Below are 22,140 nucleotides of genomic sequence, written 5' to 3' on the forward strand. Positions count from 1 at the left end.
GGGTTTTTTTATACCCAAAAATTAAAGAAAACCATAATCAATATGCTTCTTATTGATTATAACCTTTTCTATTTTTGTAATATATGGCAATACAATCTCCAATAGAAGAAAAATGGAACTGGCTTACTCACGGTTTAGGAATTGTGCTATCCTTAATAGGGTTTTTTGTATTAATTGCAAATGACACAAAATTAACGGTCTATAGTACCCACACTATTATTTTATATAGTGTTTCATTATTTGCATTGTATTTTGCCTCAACAGCATATCATTATTCTTCTAATCCTATACTGAAAAGAAAGTTTAGGGCTTTTGACCATATTAGCATTTACTTGTTGATAGCTGGTACATATAGTCCGGTGACATTAATTACATTAATAAACAGTAATGGTTGGCTATTATTTTTTTTAGTTTGGTCAATCGCAGGCTTAGGAACAATACTGAAATTGTTTTTTACTGGAAGATTTGAAATATTTTCGGTATTGCTTTATTTGATTATGGGATGGTTGATTGTGTTGGATATTAATTCTCTATCAGACAAAGTTGGTGATAAAGGAATGCTTTTATTAATGCTAGGAGGAGCTGCATATACTTTAGGAATCATTTTTTATGCATTAAGAAAGATGAAGTTTCATCATGTTATATGGCATCTTTTTGTTTTAGCAGGAAGTATTTTTCATTATGTTTTTATTTTGAGATATATCATTTAAAGATGTAATATGGTATTTAGATGTTTTTTGAAATGGCGTTATTAATGTTTGATTTTATTTTTTGAAAGAACTCTTCGTTTTTATAAGGTTTTCTCAAGAAATCGTTGAATCCAGAATCTGAGTTAAGTATTGTATTTACGGTGTTTTGAGTATCTGATGCAGTTAAGGCAATAATAGGAGTATACAAATTAAATTCTCTAATTATTTTGGTAGATTCTATTCCTCCCATATTAGGCATATGAAGATCCATCAGTATAAGGTCGTAATCTTTTTCTTTAATCATTTTGATAGCTATAAGCCCATCATTGGCAATTTCAGAATTATAACCTCTTGATCTAAGAACATTTTGTGTAACGATTTGATTTATTTTATTATCCTCTACAACTAGAATATTATAATCTTTGGCATTAATAAGAGAAGAATATTCCTTAGCATTATTAGTTTTATTATCCTCGGTGTATTTTGTATCAATGTCAAGTGTAATTGTAAAAGAAAATGTAGAACCTTGCCCAGGAATACTTTTTAATATAATATCTCCTCCATGAAGATTCACTAGGCTTTTAACAATATGAAGACCTAGTCCTGTACCTGTAGCATAATCTTTAGAATTTGCCTGAGAAAACTTATCAAAAATAGTCTCTTGCTTATCAAGAGGGATACCTCTTCCGTCATCTTTAACTTCAAAAGTTAGTTCTACTGTACTATCATTAATAATAGGGTTAATAAAGTTCAGATATATGTTTCCGTTTTTGGTAAATTTATTTGCATTACTAATAAGATTTATAAGTATTTGTGATAACCTTACAGAATCTCCAATAAGCCTAGTGGGAATATTGCTATCAAAATAAAGGTGTAACGTATTACCGTTTTTATCTGCTTGGTATTCAAAAGAATTTTTGATATCATCGGATAAGTTTTTAATATTATAACTAGATTTATCCAGGCTGATTTCATAGGACTCCATTTTGGTAACTTGCAATACGTCGTTAATGAGGTTTAATAAATGGTTAGCAGAAAATTTCATAAGCTTTATAAACTTATGATTTTCTTCATCTTTAATACGCTCCATTAAAATAGAAGATAGACCTACTACTCCATATAATGGAGTTCTAAGCTCATGACTGACGGTTGATATAAATTTTGTTTTTACTGCAGCCAGGTGATCAGATTTTTCTTTGGCGATTTTTAATTCTTTATTTTTTACTGCAAGAGATTTTCCTAAGGTTTTGGTTTTTTTATGATGATAGATGAAAAAGCAAAATAATAATAATGATAGCGATAGTAAACCGAGCGTGAATAATGATATGGTTTTAGACTGTTTAGCTTTTTGAGTTTCTATCGTCTTTTTATGTTCGGTAATAATTAGTTGTTCCTTAAATTGATCGGTTTCCAATTGCTCTTTTTTAAGCACCGCGCGATGAAGTTTTGAATATCTCTTGACAATACTATAAGCTTTGTCACTATTTTTTGTTTCTACTAATAGGTGTTCGTACAGCTCATAAACATCCATAGCTTTTCTGAATAATTGATTTCTTTCTGCAATAGTTGCTGCTAATTCATAATATTCAATAGCTTTTTGATATTCTTTTTTGTGATGATGATATTGACCATATGTAGTATACGTAGAAATTAATCTTATAGGAATTGGTTGACAATTCACAAAATATTCTTTCCCACTTTCTAATAAAGGGAACGCTTTGTCGTATTCACCAATTTTAATATGTATTGATGCAAGGTTTAATCCTAAAATATGAAGCGATGTTTCATTTAAACCATCAGAGTTTTCATAAATGTGTTTTATTTTTTCAAGTGCAATTTCAGGTCTGTTAAATCCATTTAAATTTACTAATGCTATATTATTATTTATTTTAAGCAATATTTTTGGAACTCCGTCCAGTTTTTTAGCATAAGATTCTGCAATTGTATAGCTTTTGATTGCCTTTTTATAATCTTTTAAAGCATAATGAATTTTTCCTATGGAGTTATATGCGTGAGCTTTTAGATGATTTTTATTCTTAATGTCAAAGTTTTCTGAAACAAGAATAATCTCTTCAAGATTTTTAATACAACTAGCTCTTCCAATAGAGTTAAAATGGTCTGAGGTATAGGTGATAGTTTTTACCAGCTCGAGGAACGACATTTCTCCATAATTATGTTGAGAATATGTAACCGAATATAATGTAACTAAAAATGCGGTTAATATGTAATATCTTCTTAGTTTCAACATTATCGCTATTCAACCCAAGTTGTGGATTAATTAAATATATGAATAAATTTTAAGGTAAATTAAAATACCTTTTTAGTTGATAATAGGCTTAGTTATTGGTTAATATTGTATTTTTTTAAGGCTAAATTTTATGAGTTTGTTTTTTATAAGATTACCAGAACCTTGATTTGTTATTAACACAATCGAGGTAGTAATTGTTTTAGCCTAACCTATTTTGAAACAGGTTTTTTAAAACCTGGTAAGTAGATGATCTGTTTGTTGTAAAACCTTTTTTACTTCATTAATGTTATTTATGAAGCTTTAGAAATTGTTTTAGTAATATTAGTCTCAATTTTTTCAAAAAACTCTTCATTCTTATATGGCTTTCTCATAAAGTCACTAAAACCTGATTCAGGATTTAATATTGCTTTTATGGTATCTTGAGTATCTGAAGCTGTCAATGCAATGATAGGTACATCTGGGTCAAATTCTCTAATTATTTTGGTAGATTCCATACCTCCCATATTTGGCATATTCAAATCCATTAATATAAGGTCATAACTTTTTTCTTTAGCCATTTTTGTTGCAATAAGCCCATCATCTGCAATCTCAGAATAATACCCTTTAGTTTTAAGGACGTTTTGTGTTACTATTTGATTTATTTTATTATCCTCAACAATTAAAATATTATAATCTTTTGCATTTAACAATGGGATTTTATTTTCTACATTCTTTGCTTTACTATTTGTTTTATAGGTTGTATCAATCTCTAAGGAAATGGTGAAATAGAATGTGGCTCCTTGACCAGGAGAACTTTTTATTTTGATATCGCCTCCGTGAAGATTAATTAAGTTTTTAACGATATGTAATCCTAAACCAGTACCGGTAGTATGATCCTTGGAGTTAGCTTGAGAAAATTTATCAAATATTATTTCTTGTTTATCCAAAGGAATTCCTCTACCATCATCTTTTATTTCAAAAGTTATTTCAACTGAGTTATCATTAATAACAGGATTTATGAAATTCAACCAAATATTTCCATTCTTAGTAAATTTATTTGCGTTACTAATGAGATTAATGAAAATTTGAGATAACCTTACTGAATCCCCAATTAGCATATGAGGTATGTTTGGATCAAAATTAAGGTGTAATGTATTTCCGTTTTTTTCAACCTGATACTCAAATGAGTTTTTGATATCGTCAGCTAAGTTTTTGATATCATAAGTAGATTTGTCCAAACGAATTTCATAAGACTCCATTTTAGAAACCTGAAGAACATCATTAATAAGGTTGAGTAGATGATCGGCAGAAAACTTCATGAGTTTAATGAATTTATGGTTTTCTTCATCTTTAATACGTTCCATTAAAATAGAAGATAAACCAACTACTCCATATAATGGAGTTCTGAGCTCATGACTAACGGTAGATATAAATTTTGTTTTTACTGCCGCCAGATGATCCGATTTTTCTTTAGAAATTTTAAGTTCTTTGTTTCTTATAGCAAGAGATTTTCCTAAAATTTTTGTTTTCCTGTGGTTGTAAATAAAGAAACAAAAGAGTATTAAGCACAATATAAGTAAGGAAATCGTAAATATAGATATCGTTTTAGATTGCTTAGCTTTTTGGGTTTCTATCGTTGTTTTTTTCTCACTTACAATAAGCTGTTTTTTATATTGATCTGCTTCTAGTTTTTCTATCTCTAATGCAGTTTGATGGTGTTTAGTGTATTTTTTTAGAATAGTATATGCGTTATCTTTTTTTCCTATTTTAACCAATAAATCTTCATATTTTTTATAGATGGTCATAGCCTGTCTGAAAAGTTGATTTTCTTCAGCTATGGCAGCAGCTAATTCATAATATTTTATTGCCCTGCTATATCTTCTGTTATGATAATAATATTCTCCATAGCTAGTGTATGTAGTGGCTAATTTTGAAGGATACTGCTGGTTAATGCTGAAATATTCTTTACACTTTCCTAATAGCTTAGATGCCTTATTATAATCTTTTGTATTTATATAGATGTTGGCAAGATTTAAAGCCAGAATATGTCTGGAGTTTTCATTTAGATTTTCAGAATTCTCATAAATGTGTTTAATTCTTTTAAGAGCTCTTTTGGGTTTGTTAAAACCATTTATGTATACTAAAGCAATATTATTATTTATATCGATTGATAATTCAGAGAAGCCTTCTATTTCTTTTACAAACAACTCTGCAATTTTGTAGTTTTTGAGCGCTTCTTTATAATCTTTTGCCGAAAAATAAATTTTTCCTAGTAAGTTGTACGAGCTACCTTTTAGATAATATTCTTGTTTAAGATTAAATTTTTCAGAAACATCTATTATTGTTTCTACTGTCATTATACCATTGGCTCTTCCTATTGAGCTTAAGTGATTTTCGGTATGTGTTATTACATTTTCTAATTCTGAAAATGACATTTCTTCATATTGTTGGGCATTAACAATAGAATAGAATAGACTCAAACACATAAAGCATAGATAATACTTTTGAATTTTGATATTCTTCATCATTCAATGTAGGTTTTGGGGTGGTCAAATATATTAAAAAAATAGTAAATATTCGATAAAACGACAATAAAGTATGATAAAGTGACTATTTTATCTATTTTTATGCTAAAAAATGTAGGTGTATTATTACTTGTATTACATTTGTTAGGTAATATTTCTTAATGAAATGTATATTGGTATTAATGAATAAAATATGGTAAACCTATAATTGGTATTTTTTGAAACTACTTTGGACTTGCCTGATATTCTATATAATGATAGAATAATGTATTTGTTCAAATACTACACAGGATTAAAGAAGTAGGAGAAAAGTGTAGTAAAAGTTTTAAGGAGAGTTTATAGTGATGTGCTTAGCTCTACTAATTAAACTTATAGGTCTAATTATCAATGAAATCTTTGTATTCAATAAAAAAATCTTCTAACTGAGTCATGTTTTTTGATAGAAAAAGCATGGTACTCTCCCAGGTATTTCTGTTATGAATACTTACATCACCAATTTCTACAAAGACTCGGGATATAATTTTACCATTATCTAACTCATAGAATTCATCAAAAATAATATCATTTAAATATTCCGATTTTAGAATATTTTTTAGACTAGTTAGCTTTTCATAGTAATAAGCCCTAATTAGTTCATCTACAGGTTCTACATCAATAGATACCTGAGCTTTTTTAGTTGTAAAAGTAAACTTGAGGGTTACATCTTTTATTTTGGTGTTGTACAACAACCATTTTTTAGGATATTCTTTTCCGAAGGAAGTCCAGAATTCTTGTCGTATTTTTTTTGACTCTTCTTTACTAAACATATTATAATAGATATGCTATGACTGTTGCAGCCAAGATCACAAGCAATTTAGTTATATTAAACTTATGACCTTCATTGCTCTCAAATAGTATTGTTGTAGATACGTGAAGAAATATACCAATAACCAATGCATTTATTTCCTTATAGTATTTATGAATAGAAGAGAAGTTTTCGGAAATAAAAGTCCCTAGTGGAGTCATTAAAGCAAAGACAATTAATAACAATGCAATTATTGGTTTTGAGATTTTAGTATTCATTAAAAACGTCGCTAAGATCATAGCAATAGGAATTTTATGTATAATAATACCAAGTAAAATACCATCTGTATGATGAATAGGAAATCCTTCAAGAATTGCATGTATTCCTAAACTGATAAATAATAATTTTGGTACAGATATCGTTTCTTTATCTAAATGAATATGTCCATGTTCTGCTCCTTTAGAGAAATATTCTAATATTTTTTGTAATAATATTCCGATCATTATCCAAGCTCCTGTGCGTTTAGCGAAAGGATTGTCTTCAAAAATCTCAGGGAGTAAATCAAAAATAGTAATGGCTAATAAGAACGCACCACTAAATGCTAAAAGTAATTTTAGGTTTTTTTGATTAGAAGGTTTAAAAAGAATGACAATTAAGGTACCTATAAAAACCGCTGCTATGGATAGTAAATAATTATACACTATTTAAAAATTAAAATCAATCGTGGAGAAGAATTTTTATTAAACTTTTGCAATTGATAATTGCCAAAAACATCTAGTAAATGGATGTTAGCCTGTTCAAAATAATCTTTAAAATCTTCCAGTGTAATTGCTTTTACACGTTCAGTAAAGAAGAAATTTTCATCATTATCGGTAAATCTAATTTCTTTAAAAATATAACCGTTCTCGACATATTTTTTAATATCAAAAGATATCCCATTGACTACTTTAGTTTCTTCTGGTACCAGGTTTGATATTACCTGATCTGTATTCATAAAATCGATCACTCCTAAACCTCGTTCACTAAGATTAGATTTAATAGATTTTATAGTGTTTAAATTGTCTTCTTCTTTTTCAAAATACCCAAAACTTGTAAATAAATTAAAAACGGCCGAAAACTTTTCTGGATATGGTAGGCACATATCATGAACCTTAAATTTTAATGTATCGTTTTCGAATTGAGAGGCATATTCTATACTGTTTTTTGATAAATCTACTCCTGTTACATTGTACCCCAATTTGTTTAAATGTATACTGTGTCTACCTTTACCGCAAGCAAGATCTAATATTTTCTCTTCAGTTTCGAGTCCAAGATAATTAGTGAGGTTGGACATAAAGTCTAGAGCTTCGGCTTGATCTCTATCTTTGTATAATGTATGATAATATGGTGTATCAAACCAGGATGCATACCACATTGTTGAATCTTTTAGCATAGGGCGCAAAATTAATGTATTTTTGCGGTTTATTAATAAGAGAATATAAAGAAGTGGATAATTCGTTTAAAATGGTAGCTAAAACCTTTTTTGGTTTTGAAGAAATTTTAGCAACAGAGCTTAAAAACTTGGGAGCTCAAAAGGTGCAGGTTGGAAACAGAATGGTTAGTTTTTATGGAGATATCGGTTTTATGTATAAAGCAAATTTATGTCTTAGAACTGCTTTAAAGATATTGAAACCTATTACTTCAAAGAAAATCCATAATGAAAAGGATCTTTATGATTTTATTCAATCGATTAGATGGGAAGATTATTTAGACCCTAATGATACCTTTGCTATTTATGCAACTGTTAACTCCACTGTATTTAATCATTCTCGATTTGTTTCTCTAAAAGCAAAAGATGCTATTGTAGATAAGTTTAGAAAGGAAACAGGAACACGGCCTAATGTGGATACTGATTATCCAGACCTTACTATTAATATTCATATACAAGAAACATTATGTACAGTTTCTTTGGATAGTTCTGGAGGATCTTTACACCAAAGAGGATATCGTAAAATAACCAATATAGCACCCATCAATGAGGTTTTGGCAGCAGGATTGCTTTTACTTTCTGGCTGGAGAGGACAGTGTGATTTTCTAGATCCAATGTGTGGAAGCGGCACTATTGCTATAGAAGCTACTATGATTGCTTGCAATATTCCTGCTAATCTTAATCGCAAAGAATTTGCATTTGAAAAGTGGTTAGATTGGGATATGGATCTTTTTGAAAAGATAGAAGAAGCTTGTCTGAATAAAACCAAAGATTTTCAGTATAGTATTATAGGTCAGGATAAAGCGCCATCAGCAGTGAAAAAAGCTAAACAGAACGTTGAGAATGCCAATCTTAATGATTTTGTAAAAATACAGGAAGGCAACTTTTTTGAAAGCATAAAAGAAATAGATAAACCATTGCATATGGTTTTTAATCCTCCTTATGGAGAACGACTTCAATTAGATGTAGAAGCTTTTTATTCACAGATTGGAGATACTTTGAAACAAAGCTATCCAGATACTAATGCTTGGTTTATTACTTCTAATTTAGAAGGGTTAAAATATGTTGGTCTGCGACCATCTCGTAAGATAAAAGTATTTAATGGTAAGCTAGAATCTCGCTTAGTAAAATACGAAATTTATGCAGGTAGTAAAAAAGCTAAATACCAAAGTTAAAATTACTTTTTTCGCTTATAAAAAGGGATCAGGTAGCTTATAGAATAACTATAACCAACCCCAATACTGCTAAAATCATTGGTTCTTCCAAAACCAGGAATGTATAGATTATCAAATCGATCCGGTTTCTTTTCACTGATTACGCTTCTTAAGGAAACACTTGCTCCCAAATATAGGTTGTTAAAAAGCTCAACCTCAAGACCAAGTACTAGCTCTGCCCAACTTGCAGTCAAACCACTTGATGTTATAGGTCCTCTGGAGGTAGAAGGAAAATAATTAGTGCTGGTAAAAACATCATAACTGTTTAGTGTCTGGTCAAATGTTGAAAAACCATATCGAAGACCTGCATAAATACTATTTTGCATACCATACCAGTTATCATAAGTGTTATAATCAACACCAGCTCTTATATAGCTTCCAGAACCTTCAACATTAATGTTTTCTTCGTCTCTAATCAAAGATTCATTACCAACCTCTGCGGCAATGTAAAACCTTTTGTTAAATCGATAATCTCCAACTATTTCGAAACCACTATATTTATCATCAACAGCAGTTCTTATAATACGAGATAGATCGATACCCACACGTAAACCATATTTCTCTGCAGGAGGTAAGGTATCTGTAGGGTTAACTTTTTGAGTTTCCTGAGCGGTAATGACGCTTGAAAAAATGATACTAATGAAAAATAAATACGTGTGCAGCTGTTTCATTGATTACGTCTTCTTGTTCTATCGTTATTCTTTTAATCCAGTTTCCGTTATCTGATTCTGGGACCAAGGTTCTGGATAAACCTTCATAAATTACTTTAAAGCCACAGGCACTACTAACAAAGTCTTCTACTGTGGTATATTGAAAACTTAAGATATCATTATTTACCAAGGTTTGATCTTCGTTATTGGCATTTATAGTAAATTCAAACTCTGTGATCAGTGCATCTGTTTTAAGAGGAATCATAATAGAATCCTGAGATACACCATCCAAAAAAGCAAGAGACGTATCTGTAGATCTTACTCTTAAATCAACGGGTCTTTTAATATCAGATACAGTTTGATCATCTAAGAATTTAATAATTAATAAAGGTGTTGTAGAAGTATCTTCTGCACAAATATCGTCTCGTTCGCAACTAGATATCATAAAAACTGATATTATCAAGCAAGCAAGAAGAAATAATATTTTGTGTAATCTCATATATTATCTTTTTTCTAATAAAACCACGTTTTCAACGTGATATGTCTGCGGGAACATATCTACTGGTTGTACTTTGGTAACTTTATATCTCTCATCTAATAACGCCAGATCCCTTGCTTGTGTTGCACTATTACAACTTACATAAACAATTTTTTCTGGAGAAATACGTAGTAGTTGTGCTACAACATCAGCGTGCATTCCATCTCTAGGTGGGTCGGTAATAACTATATCAGGTTGCCCATGTTGCGAAATGAAATCTTTTGTAAATACCTTTTTCATATCACCAGCATAAAACTCTGTGTTATCAATTTGATTACGATTTGCATTTTCCTTGGCATCTTCAATAGCTTCAGGAACTGCTTCTACACCAATTACTTTACGAGCTTTTTTGGCAACAAACTGAGCAATGGTCCCTGTACCTGTGTATAGATCATATACTAACTCATTACCTGTTAAACCAGCAAAATCACGAGTTACCTTATATAATTCGTAAGCTTGTTTTGAGTTGGTTTGATAAAAAGATTTGGCATTGATCTTAAAACGAAGCCCTTCCATTTCTTCTTCTATGTAATCTTTTCCGTGATAACAAATCACTTTTTGATCATAAATGGTATCGTTTCCTTTAGAATTAACTACATATTGCAGAGAAGTAACTTCTGGAAATTCTGATGCTATATAATCTAATAATAAAGTTATTTTCTCAGTATCTTCATAAAAGAATTGTACCAGTACCATTATTTCTCCTGTAGAAGAAATTCTAATCATTAACGTACGTAGTAATCCTTCTTGTTTACGAGCATTATAGAAAGGTAAATTGTTTTTGGTAGCAAAAGATTTTACCTTATTTCTTATTGCATTACTAGGATCTTCTTGCAGATGACAGGTGTCAATGTCCAAAATTTTATCCCACATTCCCGGAATATGAAATCCTAATGCATTTCTATTCTCAATTTCGGTATCACTTTGGATTTCTTCTAAGGTTAGCCATCGACTATCACTAAAAGAAAATTCCATTTTATTTCTATAAAAGAATTGTTCTTTGGATCCAAGAATTGGAGTTACTTGTGGTAGCTCTATTTTGCCTAAACGTTCCAGATTATTTACCACTTCTTGTTGCTTATAATGCAATTGGTGTTCATAACCCATAAACTGCCATTTACAACCTCCACAAGTACCAAAATGTTTACAAACTGGTTCTACACGTTTATCTGACTTCTTACTAAAAGCAATAGCAGATCCTTCATAATAAGCTTTTCGTTTCTTGGTGGTTTGTATTGTTGCAACATCTCCTGGAACAGCATTATTTATAAATATTACTTTTCCATCAGGAGCTTTGGCAATACTTTTTCCTTTTGCACCTGCATCGATAACTTCGATATCATCAAAGACTTGTCTTCTTTTTTTTCTCGCCATAGCGCAAAAATAAGAATAGATAGCATATACTTATGAAATATTCAATATATCTTATAAAAAGAAATAAAAAAAGTGAACCTATTTAATAGTTATACGTCTATAGTATAAAGAAACATATGTCCAAAACGCATAAGATATTTGATTCATTATTGATTTTGCAATGCCAATCTGGGAATAAGAGAGCTGTAGCACTTCTTGTTAAGAGATGGCATACAAAATTATGTAGGCAAGCATATTGGTATGTAAATGATGTAGAGGTATCAAAGGACATTGCACAAGATAGCTGGAGTAAAATATTGTTAAAAATTAATAGTCTAAAGGATCCGAACAGCTTTGGGAGTTGGGCACTTAGCATCGTGAATCGTAGTGCTATTGATTGGATACGTAAACACAAAAGAGAATTACATAACCTGGATTCATATCAAAAAACATATAAATCAGAATCTGTTGATAAGGATGATGAAGACCAGAACGAATTAATGATTATGTTAAAAAACTCTATTAAAGAGTTGCCGAAAAATCAACAAATGGTGCTACACCTTTTTTATGTTGAAGAATACAGTATTAAACAAATGAGTGATATTCTAAACATATCTGTTGGAACAGTAAAATCCAGATTGTTTAATGCTAGAGAAAAATTAAAGTTAATTATTAAAGATAGAAATTATGAAAAATGAGATGAAAGATATTGATGAATTAATTAAAGAAACACTAACCAGAGAAGAGGCTAAGTTTTATGATGAACTTGGTGAGCAAAACATCTTTGAGATGATAGGAGGGATGTTTAATACCAGACACAGGTGGCTTATTGTAATTATGAATATTGTTACTCTTATAGCGGCAGTTTTATTTGTGTTTTGTCTTATTGAGTTTTTGAAAGCAGATACTACCAATGATCTTATCAAATGGGCTGCGGCTGGATTTACGTGTATGTTATTTGTAACAATGCTTAAAATATTTGCCTGGATGCAGATGGATAAAAATGCTTTGTTAAGAGAGATTAAAAGATTAGAATTACAAATTTCGTCTATTGCAGGTAAACTTCCTTCCTAATAGTGTTATAGTAATATTGATGCTTTCTTTTTATAAAAACTAAAAATTTTATGCTATTGTAACGTTTATAATTAATAATTCGATAAAGATTTAGTATTTTGCACCCAACTTCATATAGGATGATTTCTCTCCTGTACTTTATGACAAAGTAGGAATCGAAAAGTTTTATTTTAATACGTTTACAATGGCAATTTTAGAAAAAAAGTCATCGCAACATTCAATTGATTTAGAGAATAAGTATGGAGCCCATAATTACCATCCGTTACCGGTTGTTCTTAGTAAAGGAGAAGGTGTATATGTGTGGGATGTAGAAGGGAAAAAGTACTATGATTTTTTAAGTGCTTACTCAGCAGTTAACCAAGGGCATTGTCATCCCAAAATTGTTGGAGCAATGGTAGATCAAGCACAAACATTAACCCTTACTTCAAGAGCATTTTATAATGACAGGTTAGGTGAATATGAGAAGTTTGCTACAGAGTATTTTGGTTTTGATAAGTTATTACCTATGAATACAGGTGCTGAGGCAGTAGAGACTGCTTTAAAACTTTGTAGAAAATGGTCATATGAGAAAAAAGGAATCCCTGAAAATGAAGCACAAATTATCGTTTGTGAAAATAATTTTCATGGAAGAACTACAACGATCATTTCTTTTTCTAATGATCCTGTAGCTAGAAAGAATTTTGGACCTTATACAGCAGGGTTTATAAAAATCGAATATGATAATCTTGCAGCATTAGAAGAAGCAATAGAAAATAATAAAAACGTAGCAGGATTCTTGGTAGAGCCTATTCAGGGTGAAGCAGGAGTTTATGTTCCTTCAGAAGGATATTTGGCAAAAGCCAAAGCGCTTTGTGAAAAACACAATGTATTATTTATCGCTGATGAAGTACAAACAGGGATTGCTCGAACAGGAAAATTACTTGCAGTAAATCATGAAAATGTAACTCCGGATATTTTAATTCTTGGAAAAGCATTAAGTGGAGGAGCATATCCTGTTTCTGGAGTTTTGGCTAACGATCCAATAATGGAAGTTATAAAACCAGGTAATCACGGAAGTACTTTTGGAGGAAATCCAGTAGCTGCAGCCGTTGCAATAGCTGCATTAGAAGTGGTTAGTGAAGAAAAGCTCGCAGAGAATGCTGATGAGCTTGGACAACTTTTTAGATCAGAATTAGATAAATATATAAAGGATTCAAATATTGCTAATCTAGTAAGAGGAAAAGGCTTATTGAATGCTATTGTTATTAATGATGATGAAGAAAGTGAAACTGCCTGGAATATTTGTGTAGCTCTTAAAGAAAATGGATTATTAGCAAAACCGACTCACGGTAATATTATTCGTTTTGCACCACCATTAGTAATGAATAGAGAACAACTATTGGATTGTGTGGATATCATAACAAAAACATTAAAAGAGTTCGAGAAATAAGAATTCATTTTAATATCTCAATAAAAAAAGGTTGTCTAAATTTAGACAACCTTTTTTTTATGTTAAAAATTATTGTGTTTTATTGATTAAGAAGTTCTCCCCAAGGTAGCATAGAACCCATAAAAATCAAATAAGCTGCAATTAAAAGAAGGTATATTGAACTTAAAATAGTACCAATTAAAGCGCAAATTCTTCCAGCTTTTAAGTTTTCATATCCAGTATATAATTCTGGATTTGCTTCATATAATTCTTTTGATTTTTTTGCAATCACTAACGCTATAATACCAAAGATTAACCCCAGTATTCCATAACAAAAACATGTAATTATAGAGGCAATACCAAATATTAGTACTAAAGTAGAATTAGGTAATTGTTGTTTAGTTTCCATATAGATTTATTAGATTTTAATAATATAATTTGTAATAATAAGTATAATGTTCAAAATATAAAAGTATTTGAGTATGGTAGCTCCTTTTTTAAACTCAAAAATAATATGAGCTAATAAAAACAGTAGCATAAATAGCATTGGGATCAATGCAGGATACATAATAAAAGAAGCTGATACTTGGCCTTTAAGCAGTAAAACAAAACTCCTTTGCATTCCACAACCTAAACAATCAATACCTATTAGTTTTTTTGTGGGACATTGCAATAAATGAGTCTCAAGAAAAGAAATTATCTCGCCCATAAGAATATCATTTTTGAATCATATAGTTTGATTTAAGATATAATCTATTTTTAAGGTGCTAATATATTAAAGGGATATATATCAATGTTCCTTAAAATCCAAAAAACGATTATAATGATTCCAATAAAGAGAGGCGTTTTGGGATGATATAAATAATTGTAATACTCTTTTTTAAAATATTTATTAGCGGTTTTTATTGATAGATTGTAGATTATCGTTGCTATACCTAATATATAAAGGGCATTATAATCTAGAGTTTTTATGAAGTTAAAATGCAATAATTGGTGTAGTGCTCGTTGACTACCACATCCAGGGCAATGTAATCCAGTAAGACTATGAAAAGGGCACTTAGGAAAGAAATTAACACCATTAGGGTTATAAAAATAATATAGGGACAAAAGTATTAATACTCCTGCCCCTATAAGAAAATATTTAATTTTCATTTAGTATCCACCATTTAACATCGCTCCACCAATTCCTAATCCGAACACTAATATTAAGTATAAGACCGTAACAACTATTCCTGAAATTACAGCATATTTCATCCATTTTTTTGCATCATCAGAAGCTCTTTGAGCTTCTTCATGATTTCCAGAATCATATGCAGAGTTTACTTTAGAAGCATGTATAATTGCTACTATCCCTAAAGGTAAACAACAAAAAAGAGTTGCTAAAATAGATTCTACTAGGTAGTTCTTGGGTCTCGGTTGATTAGTTTCCATAAAATTTACAATTAGTTAAAAAATAATTTTCATTTTAATTAAATAACTTACAATTATTGTAAGTGCGCTTATAATAATAAGGCTCAACTTAATGAGCCAATCGTTTTTAAATTTAACAAAAAAATTGAATCCTAAGAATAAAAGAAGAAATATTAACGGATATATAGCAGGATACATATGAAAAGCACCTATAAAATCTCCTTTTAGCAATAAAACAATAGACCTTTGCATGCCACATCCTAAGCAGTCAACTCCAAAGAGTTTTTTGTTTAGACAAGGAAGCATATAATTTTCCAAAGGTTTTTTTTATAATTAGCGCATGCAATATACATAATTATGTTATGTATCATCAACTGAAAAAACTAATATTTAATACTTTTGCAGCATGAATTACAAAAAAGTAAAAAAGGCCATTAGTATAATACTAATTATTGCAGGAGCAGTTGCGCTTATTACAGAAATTGCTACAGCAAAAAAGAATTATTACATGCAAAGTGTCGGAGTGGTTTGTTTAATGATAGGCTTGTTTATGATTAATTCAGGGTTGTCATCCAGACATGACACTACAAATGTTAATAATTCTCATATCAAGGAAGAAGAAGAGTAGTTATGATAAAGATAGGTGATATAGTTTCAGTATTAGATGAACCGATAACGGGAAAAGTGATTGCTCTCACGGGTGAAGAAATAACAATCGAGACAGAAGATGGATTTGATATGACATTTTTTCTTCGAGAAGTAGTCAAAATTAGCTCTGATGAAATGATTATCCCTTCTTATGAAGAAGTAAATAAAAATTTACAAGAAAAAGAGATTTTCAAGAAGAAGCCTAAAAGATCAACTCCTAAACCAAAAGAACGTCATTTACCACCAATGGAGGTAGATCTGCATATTAATAAGTTAGTAAAATCTACTAAAGGAATGTCTAATCATGATATAGTTACTTTGCAATTAGATACAGCACAAAGACAATTAGATTTTGCTATTCATAAGCGTATTCCTAAAATAGTATTTATTCACGGTGTAGGACAAGGCGTATTAAAAGAAGAATTAAAGTATCTTTTTGGACGGTATGATAATGTAAGAATCTCAGATGGAGATTATAAAAAATATGGATTAGGAGCAATGGAGGTTTATGTTATACAAAACCCTAAATAACTTAATTAGGAACTGTTACTTCATCAGATCCAAGTAAGAAAAATTCTTTTCTAAGTGCAATCCCATTTCCTTCTAATGTAATATTGTTTAATACAATAGTACGAGTGTAAACCGTTTCAGTAGGAAGGGTTTCTTTAAGAGTATAACTTATTTCTGCAGTTCCACTTTCACTGATTAATTCCTGAGTAACCATAATATCACTAGGAGGAATGCTAGAACAAAAATAAGAAGCTCCATCAATTGCGCTATTAAACTGGCGATAAATTAAAAGGTTAGAAGTACTGTTTAAAGTAATTGTTACAGGAGTTTCGGGATCAGCAGTATCTAGAGAAAAAGAAGTACTAGTAAAGTTTAAAGAAAAAGCTTGATGAATATCAGTATCAACTATATAAAAAACAAAATCATTTCCGTTAAAACAGTTTTCCAGATCAGCGGTAAAATTAGTGTTGTCTTCAATTAAATCCCCTTCGCTACAGCTAATAATGAAAAAAGAGATTAGTATATAGCTCCAAATTTTGTTCATAATAATACGTATCTAAATATTGCTAAATATTTAATTGTTTAATTAGTGATTGAGATTGTTCTGTCCTTAAAGCCAAATGAAAAATTATCCTCCATAAAATTATCTCCGTTATCAGGAAACATAATATTGTCAATTCTAACTGAAGTCCTAAAAGTGGTTTGAACTGTATTGTCTAAGCTAGGAGTTATATCTAAAACTCCAATAATTTGATCACTTGCGGAATCTGTATCCAGATAATTAAAGATACCATCATTATCATCATCATCATTTTGAGGGTTATCATCACCATTGGTGTCCTCATCAATTGTATTGATACCATCATCATCATCATCTGGATCTAGATAATTTGGAATTCCATCACCATCATAATCATCATCTCTTGGGTTGCCATTATTGTCTAAATCCTCATTTATCGTTAGTATTCCATCATTATCATCATCTGCATCACGATAATTAGGGATTCCATCTCCATCGGTATCCAGAAATGAAGAATCATTAGGATCACTATTAGGAAGCTCTACACTCGTTAATATATTGTCATTGTCATCATCCTGATCTTTGTAGTTAGGAATACCATCAGCATCAGTATCATCGTTTTCCAAATTCCCGTCATCATTAAGATCTTCATCTTCCAGCGTTATTGTGGTATCTTGGTTTAAGGAAATAACCCCATCATTATCATCTTCTTCTGTAATTTCTACGGTAATCGTTGCAATACCTTCAGAACTAATAAGTTCTTGAGTCACAATAATTGAACTTGGTGGGATATTACTACAATAGTAATCAGCGGTAATTGAATTATTAAATTGTCTATAAACTAAGGCATTTGTTGTCCCGTCTAAGGTTATATTTATAGGATCTGAAGTTTCCTGAATATCAGAAAAAGTATCATCAATAAAATTATAAGAAATAGCTTCGTTTACAGTTGTATTGATTTTGAAAAATACAAATTCATTGGTCTGTGATCCTTCACAAAGTTCGAGACTGGCATCATCAAATTCAAAACTGGTTACAATAATATCTCCATCATCGCAAGAAGTTAAAAACAAGGTAAATAGCGATATAAATAAAAGTTTTTTCACAAATTCAAGATTTATATTTTCTATATACAACATAGAGTTGTAATCAAGTCTTTCGTAAAAGACGATCAAAATGTATAAAAGTTCCAAGTATATGTTCTTTTTTGACATTTTGTAACGGCAAAAGTAAAGCAATTGAAAGATTCTAACGATCAATAAGGAAAATAATTTTATTTGAACTAGATTTGCGAAAGCAAAAAATGAAGATATGATAAAATAGACAACGTTTTATTTGTATTTTTTTCATTTTACCTAATCGTCTAACCAATTATTTTGATTTCATGCAAAAGGTTTATTTTGATAGTGCTGCAACCACAGAATTAAGACCTGAAGTTATCGAAAAAATGATTTCAGTTCTGAAAGAAGATTTCGGAAACCCTTCTTCAACCCATGGTTTTGGCCGTTCTGCCAAAAATCATATTGAACAAGCTCGTAAGAACATTGCTAAATATCTAGGTGTAAAAGCTTCAGAAATTATTTTTACTTCAGGAGGTACAGAAGCAGATAATCTTGCACTACACAGTGCTGTAAGGGATTTGGGAGTTAAACATATTATTACTTCCAAAATAGAACATCACGCTGTATTACATACGGTTCAGGAGATAGAGAAATATAGCTCTATAAAAGTAAGTTATGTGTCTATTCTTAAAGACGGTTCTATTGATTATGATCATCTAGAAACGTTACTTACTACTTCTTCAGAAAAAACGTTGGTAAGTTTGATGCATGTTAACAATGAAGTAGGTACAATACTAGATATAAATAGAGTAGGAGATTTATGCAAGCAAAATGAAGCATTGTTTCATAGCGATATGGTACAGTCTGTAGGACATTTTGATGTTAATTTAAACGAGCTAAATGTAGATTTCACTGCTGTTAGTGCACATAAATTTCATGGCCCTAAAGGTGTAGGGTTTGCATATATACGTAAAAACTCGGGATTAAAACCTTTGATATTTGGAGGCTCGCAAGAGAGAGGGTATCGAGGAGGTACCGAAAGTGTTCATAACATTGCAGGTATGGATGAAGCATTACGCTTAGCATATGAGCATATGGATGAAGAAAAGAAATACATTTCTGAATTGAAGCATTATTTTGTTGAAGAATTGAAAACTCATATTGAAGGAGTAAAATTTAATGCTAATTGTTGTGATGCCGATCATAGTACTTATACGTTAATTAATGTATGTTTACCTATCTCTGATGAAAAAGCAGGGATATTACTATTTCAATTAGATATTAATGGGGTGGCTTGTTCTAAAGGAAGCGCTTGTCAAAGTGGAAGTAGTAAAGGATCCCATGTATTGACAGAATTACTTTCTGAAGAAGATATGTTAAAACCATCAGTTAGGTTTTCTTTCTCTAAATTTAATACCAAAGAAGAAGTAGATTATGTAGTAGACGTGTTAAAGAAATTTATGAACGATTAATAAGGTTATCTAAAAACATTAAATATATTTATTTAGACCTGTTTTTCTTATAGAAGAGCAGGTCTAATTATTTTATGAAATTAGTAACACGATTATTCGAGAAAATATATAAAGCTTTAGTCTTAAAACTTCATTCCTAATCTAACATTAAAAACCCTTGGAGTTAAAAAATTAGGGATGGCAAACTGTAACTGGCTAGCTGCATCTCTCACAAAAGTATTGGTGATTGAGTTTTGATTATCAAAGATATTGAAGATTTCAAAGCCTAGATTGAGTTCTCTGAAGTTGTTAAGAAAATGACCTTCTCGTAATCGTTTGTTTTTATCCACAATAACATACGATATTCCTAAGTCAGCTCTTCTATAATCTCTTAATCTGGTTTGAAAATCATAAGGATCTGCAAAGCTAGGTGATCCTCCAGGTACTCCAGTTTGATATACCAGATTGAGGTACATTTTTAAATTGGGCATGGTAGGTACATAATCCTGAAATAGTACACCTACTTTCAGTCGTTGGTCGGTAGGCCTGGAAATATATCCTCTATCATCTATGTTTTCTTCAGTTTTTAAATATCCAAGACTTACCCAGCTTTCTGTACCAGGAACAAATTCTCCATTAAGTCGAACATCTAATCCTTGAGCATAAGCTTCGGCATTATTATTTGCTCTATAGCGTATCCTTACATTTTCGATAGTATAAGGATTGACATCCGTAAGTTTTTTATAATATAATTCTGAGGTAAGTTTAAAAGGTCTGTCCCACATTTTAAAACTAAAATCATTTCCTAAAACAACATGAATAGATTGTTGAGCTTTAACTCCAGGAACTACAGATCCATCCTGACTTCGTAACTCTCTATAAAAAGGGGGTTGATGGTAAAACCCTCCTGAAAGTCTGAAAATCATATCTGCCTCCCAGTCTGGTTTTAAAGCAAATTGAGCTCTAGGGCTAAATACAGTTTGAGAAGTACTGCTGATCCCATCTCCTGAAACATTCCAGCTATGTGCTCGTACTCCTATGTTTGCCCATATTTCGTTCTCATTAATTTCTGATCTTAAACCATATTGAGCGTAGCCCGATATACGATCTATTTTTACTTCATTAGTAGCTCTAACGCTTGTAAAAGGAACAATTGGACTCGCAAATGGGATATAAGGTTGTTCATTTACAAAATCTGGCAAAGGAGGTCTTAGTGAAAATCCAGCAGAATCGATAATCTCAAATTCCTGAATACGATCACGTATATCTTCTGATGTATATTTTATACCCCAATCAAATTGATGTTTGTCTGATACGTAGGTACCTTTGTGCTCTGCGTTAAAAATTAATGCATCAAGATCGTTTCTTGCGTGAGTAAGCTGTGATCCGATACCTTCATTAAACTCTACTTCTCCCAGGTCTTCACTTCCGATATCAGTATTTACTGTTCCAAGAAAATAAGCAGCAAGAATATCATAATGTTCTTGTTCTTGCGTGTGATATCCTGAGGCAATAAATTTTAAGGTTAGATTTTCATTAGGTTGATAGGTACCTTTGAATGCTCCAAAATAAGTTTCATAACGATCCTTTTCCTGTCCTTCATAAAAAACAGTTAGCGCAATAGGATTCTGAAGCGTACCAAAATTTGTTTGCCTTGTTAAAGGCTCATAATCATAAGAATTCAATGCAATATTACCTAAAAAACCTAATTCAAATTTTTTAGTAATGTTATAGGATATATAAGTTTGTACGTCTGCAAATCTTGGTCTAAAATTAGTTTCTGTTTGCCGAGCGTCTACTAACAAGCTATTATCTCTATAACGAACTCCTACTATAGCTGCCAGTTTTTTATCTTTTGATATTCCTCCTGCAGAAATACTTCCTCCAAGTAAGCTTAAATCTGCCGTTGCTCCAAGTCGGGTAGGTCGTCTGTATGTAATATCAAGTACAGAAGATAATTTGTCTCCATATTTGGCTTGAAATCCTCCAGCAGAAAAATCTACATTTCGTACTAAATCTGAGTTTACAAAACTCAATCCTTCTTGTTGTCCTGATCTTATTAAAAACGGTCGATATACCTCGATTTCGTTTACATATACTAAGTTTTCATCAAAATTACCACCACGAACAGAGTATTGCGTACTTAATTCATTATTAGAACTTACTCCTGGTAAACTCTTTAATAACCCTTCCACACCTGCGTTAGCGGATGGAGTGGTTCTTATGGTTTCGGGATCCAAGGTGGTAATACCTTCAACTACTTTGCGTTCTCGTCCGGTAATTACAACTTCTCCGATTTGTTGAACATCTTCTTTAAGAACAGGGTTGAGTTCATATTCTTGGTTTTCTTCAAGTTTTATAGTGAAAACGATGTCTTTAAGACCTACATGAGTAATCTTTATACGGACCTCTTGATTGGCAGGTATTGAGAGTTCGTAAACTCCATTTTTATCGGTCTCTGTGCCCAAGCCTTCATAAGACACGTTGGCTCCGGGAACTGGAATATTTGATTCGTCTAAAACTATACCTCTGACTAAAGCGGTTTGTGCTATAGAAGAAAAACTAATTAAAGTCAGGCATAAAAACAGGAAGGATAAGTTGTTTTTCAAA

General features: G+C 31.0%; 24 protein-coding genes. 8 read left to right on the forward strand and 16 right to left on the reverse strand.

Annotated elements, in window-relative coordinates; all coding sequences use genetic code 11:
- Window positions 1-83: 83 nt before the first annotated feature.
- Complete coding sequence (gene trhA / locus U0D62_RS25280; protein ID WP_322290153.1) at window positions 84-710, forward strand: PAQR family membrane homeostasis protein TrhA; 627 nt, start codon at window positions 84-86, stop codon at window positions 708-710.
- Between the two features lie 16 nt (window positions 711-726).
- Here trhA and U0D62_RS25285 read toward each other — a convergent pair whose 3' ends face one another.
- From U0D62_RS25285 to U0D62_RS25305, 5 genes are all read right to left on the reverse strand, one after another.
- Window positions 727-2,937, reverse strand: coding sequence for an ATP-binding protein (locus tag U0D62_RS25285; RefSeq protein ID WP_322290154.1), 2,211 nt, complete (start codon window positions 2,935-2,937; stop codon window positions 727-729).
- 290 nt (window positions 2,938-3,227) lie between these two features.
- Window positions 3,228-5,444 (reverse strand): ATP-binding protein, encoded by a 2,217-nt coding sequence (locus U0D62_RS25290; protein ID WP_322290155.1) that lies wholly within the window; start codon window positions 5,442-5,444, stop codon window positions 3,228-3,230.
- A 374-nt stretch (window positions 5,445-5,818) separates the two neighbouring features.
- Window positions 5,819-6,247, reverse strand: coding sequence for a DUF4268 domain-containing protein (locus U0D62_RS25295; protein ID WP_322290156.1), 429 nt, complete (start codon window positions 6,245-6,247; stop codon window positions 5,819-5,821).
- Between the two features lies 1 nt (window position 6,248).
- A complete protein-coding gene (locus U0D62_RS25300; RefSeq protein ID WP_322290157.1) occupies window positions 6,249-6,926 on the reverse strand; it encodes a ZIP family metal transporter in 678 nt (225 codons plus the stop codon).
- Entirely contained in the window at window positions 6,926-7,657 is a 732-nt protein-coding gene (locus tag U0D62_RS25305; protein ID WP_322290158.1) for an SAM-dependent methyltransferase, read from the reverse strand. The genes U0D62_RS25300 and U0D62_RS25305 overlap by 1 nt, the downstream gene beginning before the upstream one ends.
- Window positions 7,658-7,728: 71 nt before the next feature.
- On the opposite strand from U0D62_RS25305, the gene U0D62_RS25310 reads away from it, so the two are divergent.
- A complete protein-coding gene (locus tag U0D62_RS25310) occupies window positions 7,729-8,868 on the forward strand; it encodes a THUMP domain-containing class I SAM-dependent RNA methyltransferase (protein WP_322290185.1) in 1,140 nt (379 codons plus the stop codon).
- A 2-nt stretch (window positions 8,869-8,870) separates the two neighbouring features.
- Here the strand turns inward: U0D62_RS25310 and U0D62_RS25315 are convergent, their stop codons facing one another.
- Genes U0D62_RS25315 through rlmD form a run of 3 tightly spaced genes read right to left on the reverse strand, consistent with a single transcriptional unit; the run spans window position 8,871 to window position 11,469 of the window.
- Window positions 8,871-9,578 carry a DUF6048 family protein gene (locus U0D62_RS25315; RefSeq protein ID WP_322290159.1) on the reverse strand — a complete coding sequence of 236 codons (708 nt, stop codon included), beginning with the start codon at window positions 9,576-9,578 and terminating at the stop codon, window positions 8,871-8,873.
- Complete coding sequence (locus tag U0D62_RS25320) at window positions 9,544-10,056, reverse strand: DUF6452 family protein (protein ID WP_322290160.1); 513 nt, start codon at window positions 10,054-10,056, stop codon at window positions 9,544-9,546. The genes U0D62_RS25315 and U0D62_RS25320 overlap by 35 nt, the downstream gene beginning before the upstream one ends.
- Window positions 10,057-10,059: 3 nt before the next feature.
- Window positions 10,060-11,469 carry a 23S rRNA (uracil(1939)-C(5))-methyltransferase RlmD gene (gene rlmD / locus U0D62_RS25325; protein WP_322290161.1) on the reverse strand — a complete coding sequence of 470 codons (1,410 nt, stop codon included), beginning with the start codon at window positions 11,467-11,469 and terminating at the stop codon, window positions 10,060-10,062.
- A 116-nt stretch (window positions 11,470-11,585) separates the two neighbouring features.
- Between rlmD and U0D62_RS25330 the strand changes: the two genes are divergently transcribed.
- From U0D62_RS25330 to rocD, 3 genes are all read left to right on the forward strand, one after another.
- On the forward strand, window positions 11,586-12,146 hold the full coding sequence (locus U0D62_RS25330) for an RNA polymerase sigma factor (protein ID WP_322290162.1): 561 nt from the start codon (window positions 11,586-11,588) through the stop codon (window positions 12,144-12,146).
- On the forward strand, window positions 12,136-12,522 hold the full coding sequence (locus tag U0D62_RS25335; RefSeq protein WP_322290163.1) for a DUF6768 family protein: 387 nt from the start codon (window positions 12,136-12,138) through the stop codon (window positions 12,520-12,522). Before U0D62_RS25330 ends, U0D62_RS25335 begins: the two co-directional genes overlap by 11 nt.
- 184 nt (window positions 12,523-12,706) lie before the next feature.
- Window positions 12,707-13,951 carry an ornithine--oxo-acid transaminase gene (rocD, locus tag U0D62_RS25340; protein ID WP_322290164.1) on the forward strand — a complete coding sequence of 415 codons (1,245 nt, stop codon included), beginning with the start codon at window positions 12,707-12,709 and terminating at the stop codon, window positions 13,949-13,951.
- 79 nt (window positions 13,952-14,030) lie between these two features.
- On the opposite strand, the gene U0D62_RS25345 is transcribed toward rocD, so the two are convergent.
- The 5 genes from U0D62_RS25345 to U0D62_RS25360 are packed head-to-tail and all read right to left on the reverse strand — an operon-like array spanning window position 14,031 to window position 15,646.
- On the reverse strand, window positions 14,031-14,339 hold the full coding sequence (locus U0D62_RS25345; protein WP_322290165.1) for a CCC motif membrane protein: 309 nt from the start codon (window positions 14,337-14,339) through the stop codon (window positions 14,031-14,033).
- A gap of 9 nt (window positions 14,340-14,348) precedes the next feature.
- Entirely contained in the window at window positions 14,349-14,639 is a 291-nt protein-coding gene (locus U0D62_RS25350) for a DUF2752 domain-containing protein (protein ID WP_322290166.1), read from the reverse strand.
- Window positions 14,640-14,689: 50 nt separating this feature from the next.
- Window positions 14,690-15,082 (reverse strand): DUF2752 domain-containing protein, encoded by a 393-nt coding sequence (locus U0D62_RS25555; protein WP_416135560.1) that lies wholly within the window; start codon window positions 15,080-15,082, stop codon window positions 14,690-14,692.
- Window positions 15,083-15,361 (reverse strand): CD225/dispanin family protein, encoded by a 279-nt coding sequence (locus U0D62_RS25355; RefSeq protein ID WP_322290167.1) that lies wholly within the window; start codon window positions 15,359-15,361, stop codon window positions 15,083-15,085. It lies immediately after the preceding gene.
- Window positions 15,362-15,376: 15 nt separating this feature from the next.
- Window positions 15,377-15,646, reverse strand: a complete 270-nt coding sequence (locus U0D62_RS25360; protein WP_322290186.1) for a DUF2752 domain-containing protein — start codon at window positions 15,644-15,646, stop codon at window positions 15,377-15,379.
- 100 nt (window positions 15,647-15,746) lie between these two features.
- Here U0D62_RS25360 and U0D62_RS25365 point away from each other — a divergent pair, with 100 nt between their 5' ends.
- The gene (locus U0D62_RS25365) at window positions 15,747-15,968 is read left to right on the forward strand and encodes a hypothetical protein (RefSeq protein WP_322290168.1); all 222 of its coding nucleotides are present in this window, start codon (window positions 15,747-15,749) and stop codon (window positions 15,966-15,968) included.
- Between the two features lie 2 nt (window positions 15,969-15,970).
- Complete coding sequence (locus U0D62_RS25370) at window positions 15,971-16,519, forward strand: DNA mismatch repair protein MutS (RefSeq protein ID WP_322290169.1); 549 nt, start codon at window positions 15,971-15,973, stop codon at window positions 16,517-16,519.
- A gap of 1 nt (window position 16,520) precedes the next feature.
- On the opposite strand, the gene U0D62_RS25375 is transcribed toward U0D62_RS25370, so the two are convergent.
- Together U0D62_RS25375 and U0D62_RS25380 are read right to left on the reverse strand one after the other, a co-directional pair.
- On the reverse strand, window positions 16,521-17,042 hold the full coding sequence (locus tag U0D62_RS25375; RefSeq protein ID WP_322290170.1) for a hypothetical protein: 522 nt from the start codon (window positions 17,040-17,042) through the stop codon (window positions 16,521-16,523).
- Between the two features lie 38 nt (window positions 17,043-17,080).
- Window positions 17,081-18,124 carry a hypothetical protein gene (locus U0D62_RS25380; protein ID WP_322290171.1) on the reverse strand — a complete coding sequence of 348 codons (1,044 nt, stop codon included), beginning with the start codon at window positions 18,122-18,124 and terminating at the stop codon, window positions 17,081-17,083.
- A gap of 278 nt (window positions 18,125-18,402) precedes the next feature.
- Here U0D62_RS25380 and U0D62_RS25385 point away from each other — a divergent pair, with 278 nt between their 5' ends.
- Window positions 18,403-19,551 (forward strand): cysteine desulfurase family protein, encoded by a 1,149-nt coding sequence (locus U0D62_RS25385; RefSeq protein ID WP_322290172.1) that lies wholly within the window; start codon window positions 18,403-18,405, stop codon window positions 19,549-19,551.
- Between the two features lie 122 nt (window positions 19,552-19,673).
- On the opposite strand, the gene U0D62_RS25390 is transcribed toward U0D62_RS25385, so the two are convergent.
- Entirely contained in the window at window positions 19,674-22,139 is a 2,466-nt protein-coding gene (locus tag U0D62_RS25390; RefSeq protein ID WP_322290173.1) for a TonB-dependent receptor plug domain-containing protein, read from the reverse strand.
- Between the last annotated feature and the right edge of the window lies 1 nt (window position 22,140).

The sequence above is a fragment of the Aquimarina callyspongiae genome (genome assembly GCF_034322225.1).
Lineage (GTDB): Bacteria > Bacteroidota > Bacteroidia > Flavobacteriales > Flavobacteriaceae > Aquimarina.

What these genes read in the sequence shown, in the direction of transcription:
- rlmD (WP_322290161.1), bottom strand. Translation starts at nt 11,469, where the DNA reads ATGGCGAGAAAAAAAAGAAGACAAGTCTTTGATGATATCGAAGTTATC.
- U0D62_RS25315 (WP_322290159.1), bottom strand. Translation starts at nt 9,578, where the DNA reads ATGAAACAGCTGCACACGTATTTATTTTTCATTAGTATCATTTTTTCA.
- U0D62_RS25345 (WP_322290165.1), bottom strand. Translation starts at nt 14,339, where the DNA reads ATGGAAACTAAACAACAATTACCTAATTCTACTTTAGTACTAATATTT.
- U0D62_RS25310 (WP_322290185.1), top strand. Translation starts at nt 7,729, where the DNA reads ATGGTAGCTAAAACCTTTTTTGGTTTTGAAGAAATTTTAGCAACAGAG.
- U0D62_RS25555 (WP_416135560.1), bottom strand. Translation starts at nt 15,082, where the DNA reads ATGAAAATTAAATATTTTCTTATAGGGGCAGGAGTATTAATACTTTTG.
- U0D62_RS25355 (WP_322290167.1), bottom strand. Translation starts at nt 15,361, where the DNA reads ATGGAAACTAATCAACCGAGACCCAAGAACTACCTAGTAGAATCTATT.
- U0D62_RS25290 (WP_322290155.1), bottom strand. Translation starts at nt 5,444, where the DNA reads ATGATGAAGAATATCAAAATTCAAAAGTATTATCTATGCTTTATGTGT.
- U0D62_RS25295 (WP_322290156.1), bottom strand. Translation starts at nt 6,247, where the DNA reads ATGTTTAGTAAAGAAGAGTCAAAAAAAATACGACAAGAATTCTGGACT.
- rocD (WP_322290164.1), top strand. Translation starts at nt 12,707, where the DNA reads ATGGCAATTTTAGAAAAAAAGTCATCGCAACATTCAATTGATTTAGAG.
- U0D62_RS25385 (WP_322290172.1), top strand. Translation starts at nt 18,403, where the DNA reads ATGCAAAAGGTTTATTTTGATAGTGCTGCAACCACAGAATTAAGACCT.
- U0D62_RS25375 (WP_322290170.1), bottom strand. Translation starts at nt 17,042, where the DNA reads ATGAACAAAATTTGGAGCTATATACTAATCTCTTTTTTCATTATTAGC.
- U0D62_RS25320 (WP_322290160.1), bottom strand. Translation starts at nt 10,056, where the DNA reads ATGAGATTACACAAAATATTATTTCTTCTTGCTTGCTTGATAATATCA.
- trhA (WP_322290153.1), top strand. Translation starts at nt 84, where the DNA reads ATGGCAATACAATCTCCAATAGAAGAAAAATGGAACTGGCTTACTCAC.
- U0D62_RS25365 (WP_322290168.1), top strand. Translation starts at nt 15,747, where the DNA reads ATGAATTACAAAAAAGTAAAAAAGGCCATTAGTATAATACTAATTATT.
- U0D62_RS25305 (WP_322290158.1), bottom strand. Translation starts at nt 7,657, where the DNA reads ATGCTAAAAGATTCAACAATGTGGTATGCATCCTGGTTTGATACACCA.
- U0D62_RS25370 (WP_322290169.1), top strand. Translation starts at nt 15,971, where the DNA reads ATGATAAAGATAGGTGATATAGTTTCAGTATTAGATGAACCGATAACG.
- U0D62_RS25360 (WP_322290186.1), bottom strand. Translation starts at nt 15,646, where the DNA reads ATGCTTCCTTGTCTAAACAAAAAACTCTTTGGAGTTGACTGCTTAGGA.
- U0D62_RS25335 (WP_322290163.1), top strand. Translation starts at nt 12,136, where the DNA reads ATGAAAAATGAGATGAAAGATATTGATGAATTAATTAAAGAAACACTA.
- U0D62_RS25350 (WP_322290166.1), bottom strand. Translation starts at nt 14,639, where the DNA reads ATGGGCGAGATAATTTCTTTTCTTGAGACTCATTTATTGCAATGTCCC.
- U0D62_RS25285 (WP_322290154.1), bottom strand. Translation starts at nt 2,937, where the DNA reads ATGTTGAAACTAAGAAGATATTACATATTAACCGCATTTTTAGTTACA.
- U0D62_RS25330 (WP_322290162.1), top strand. Translation starts at nt 11,586, where the DNA reads ATGTCCAAAACGCATAAGATATTTGATTCATTATTGATTTTGCAATGC.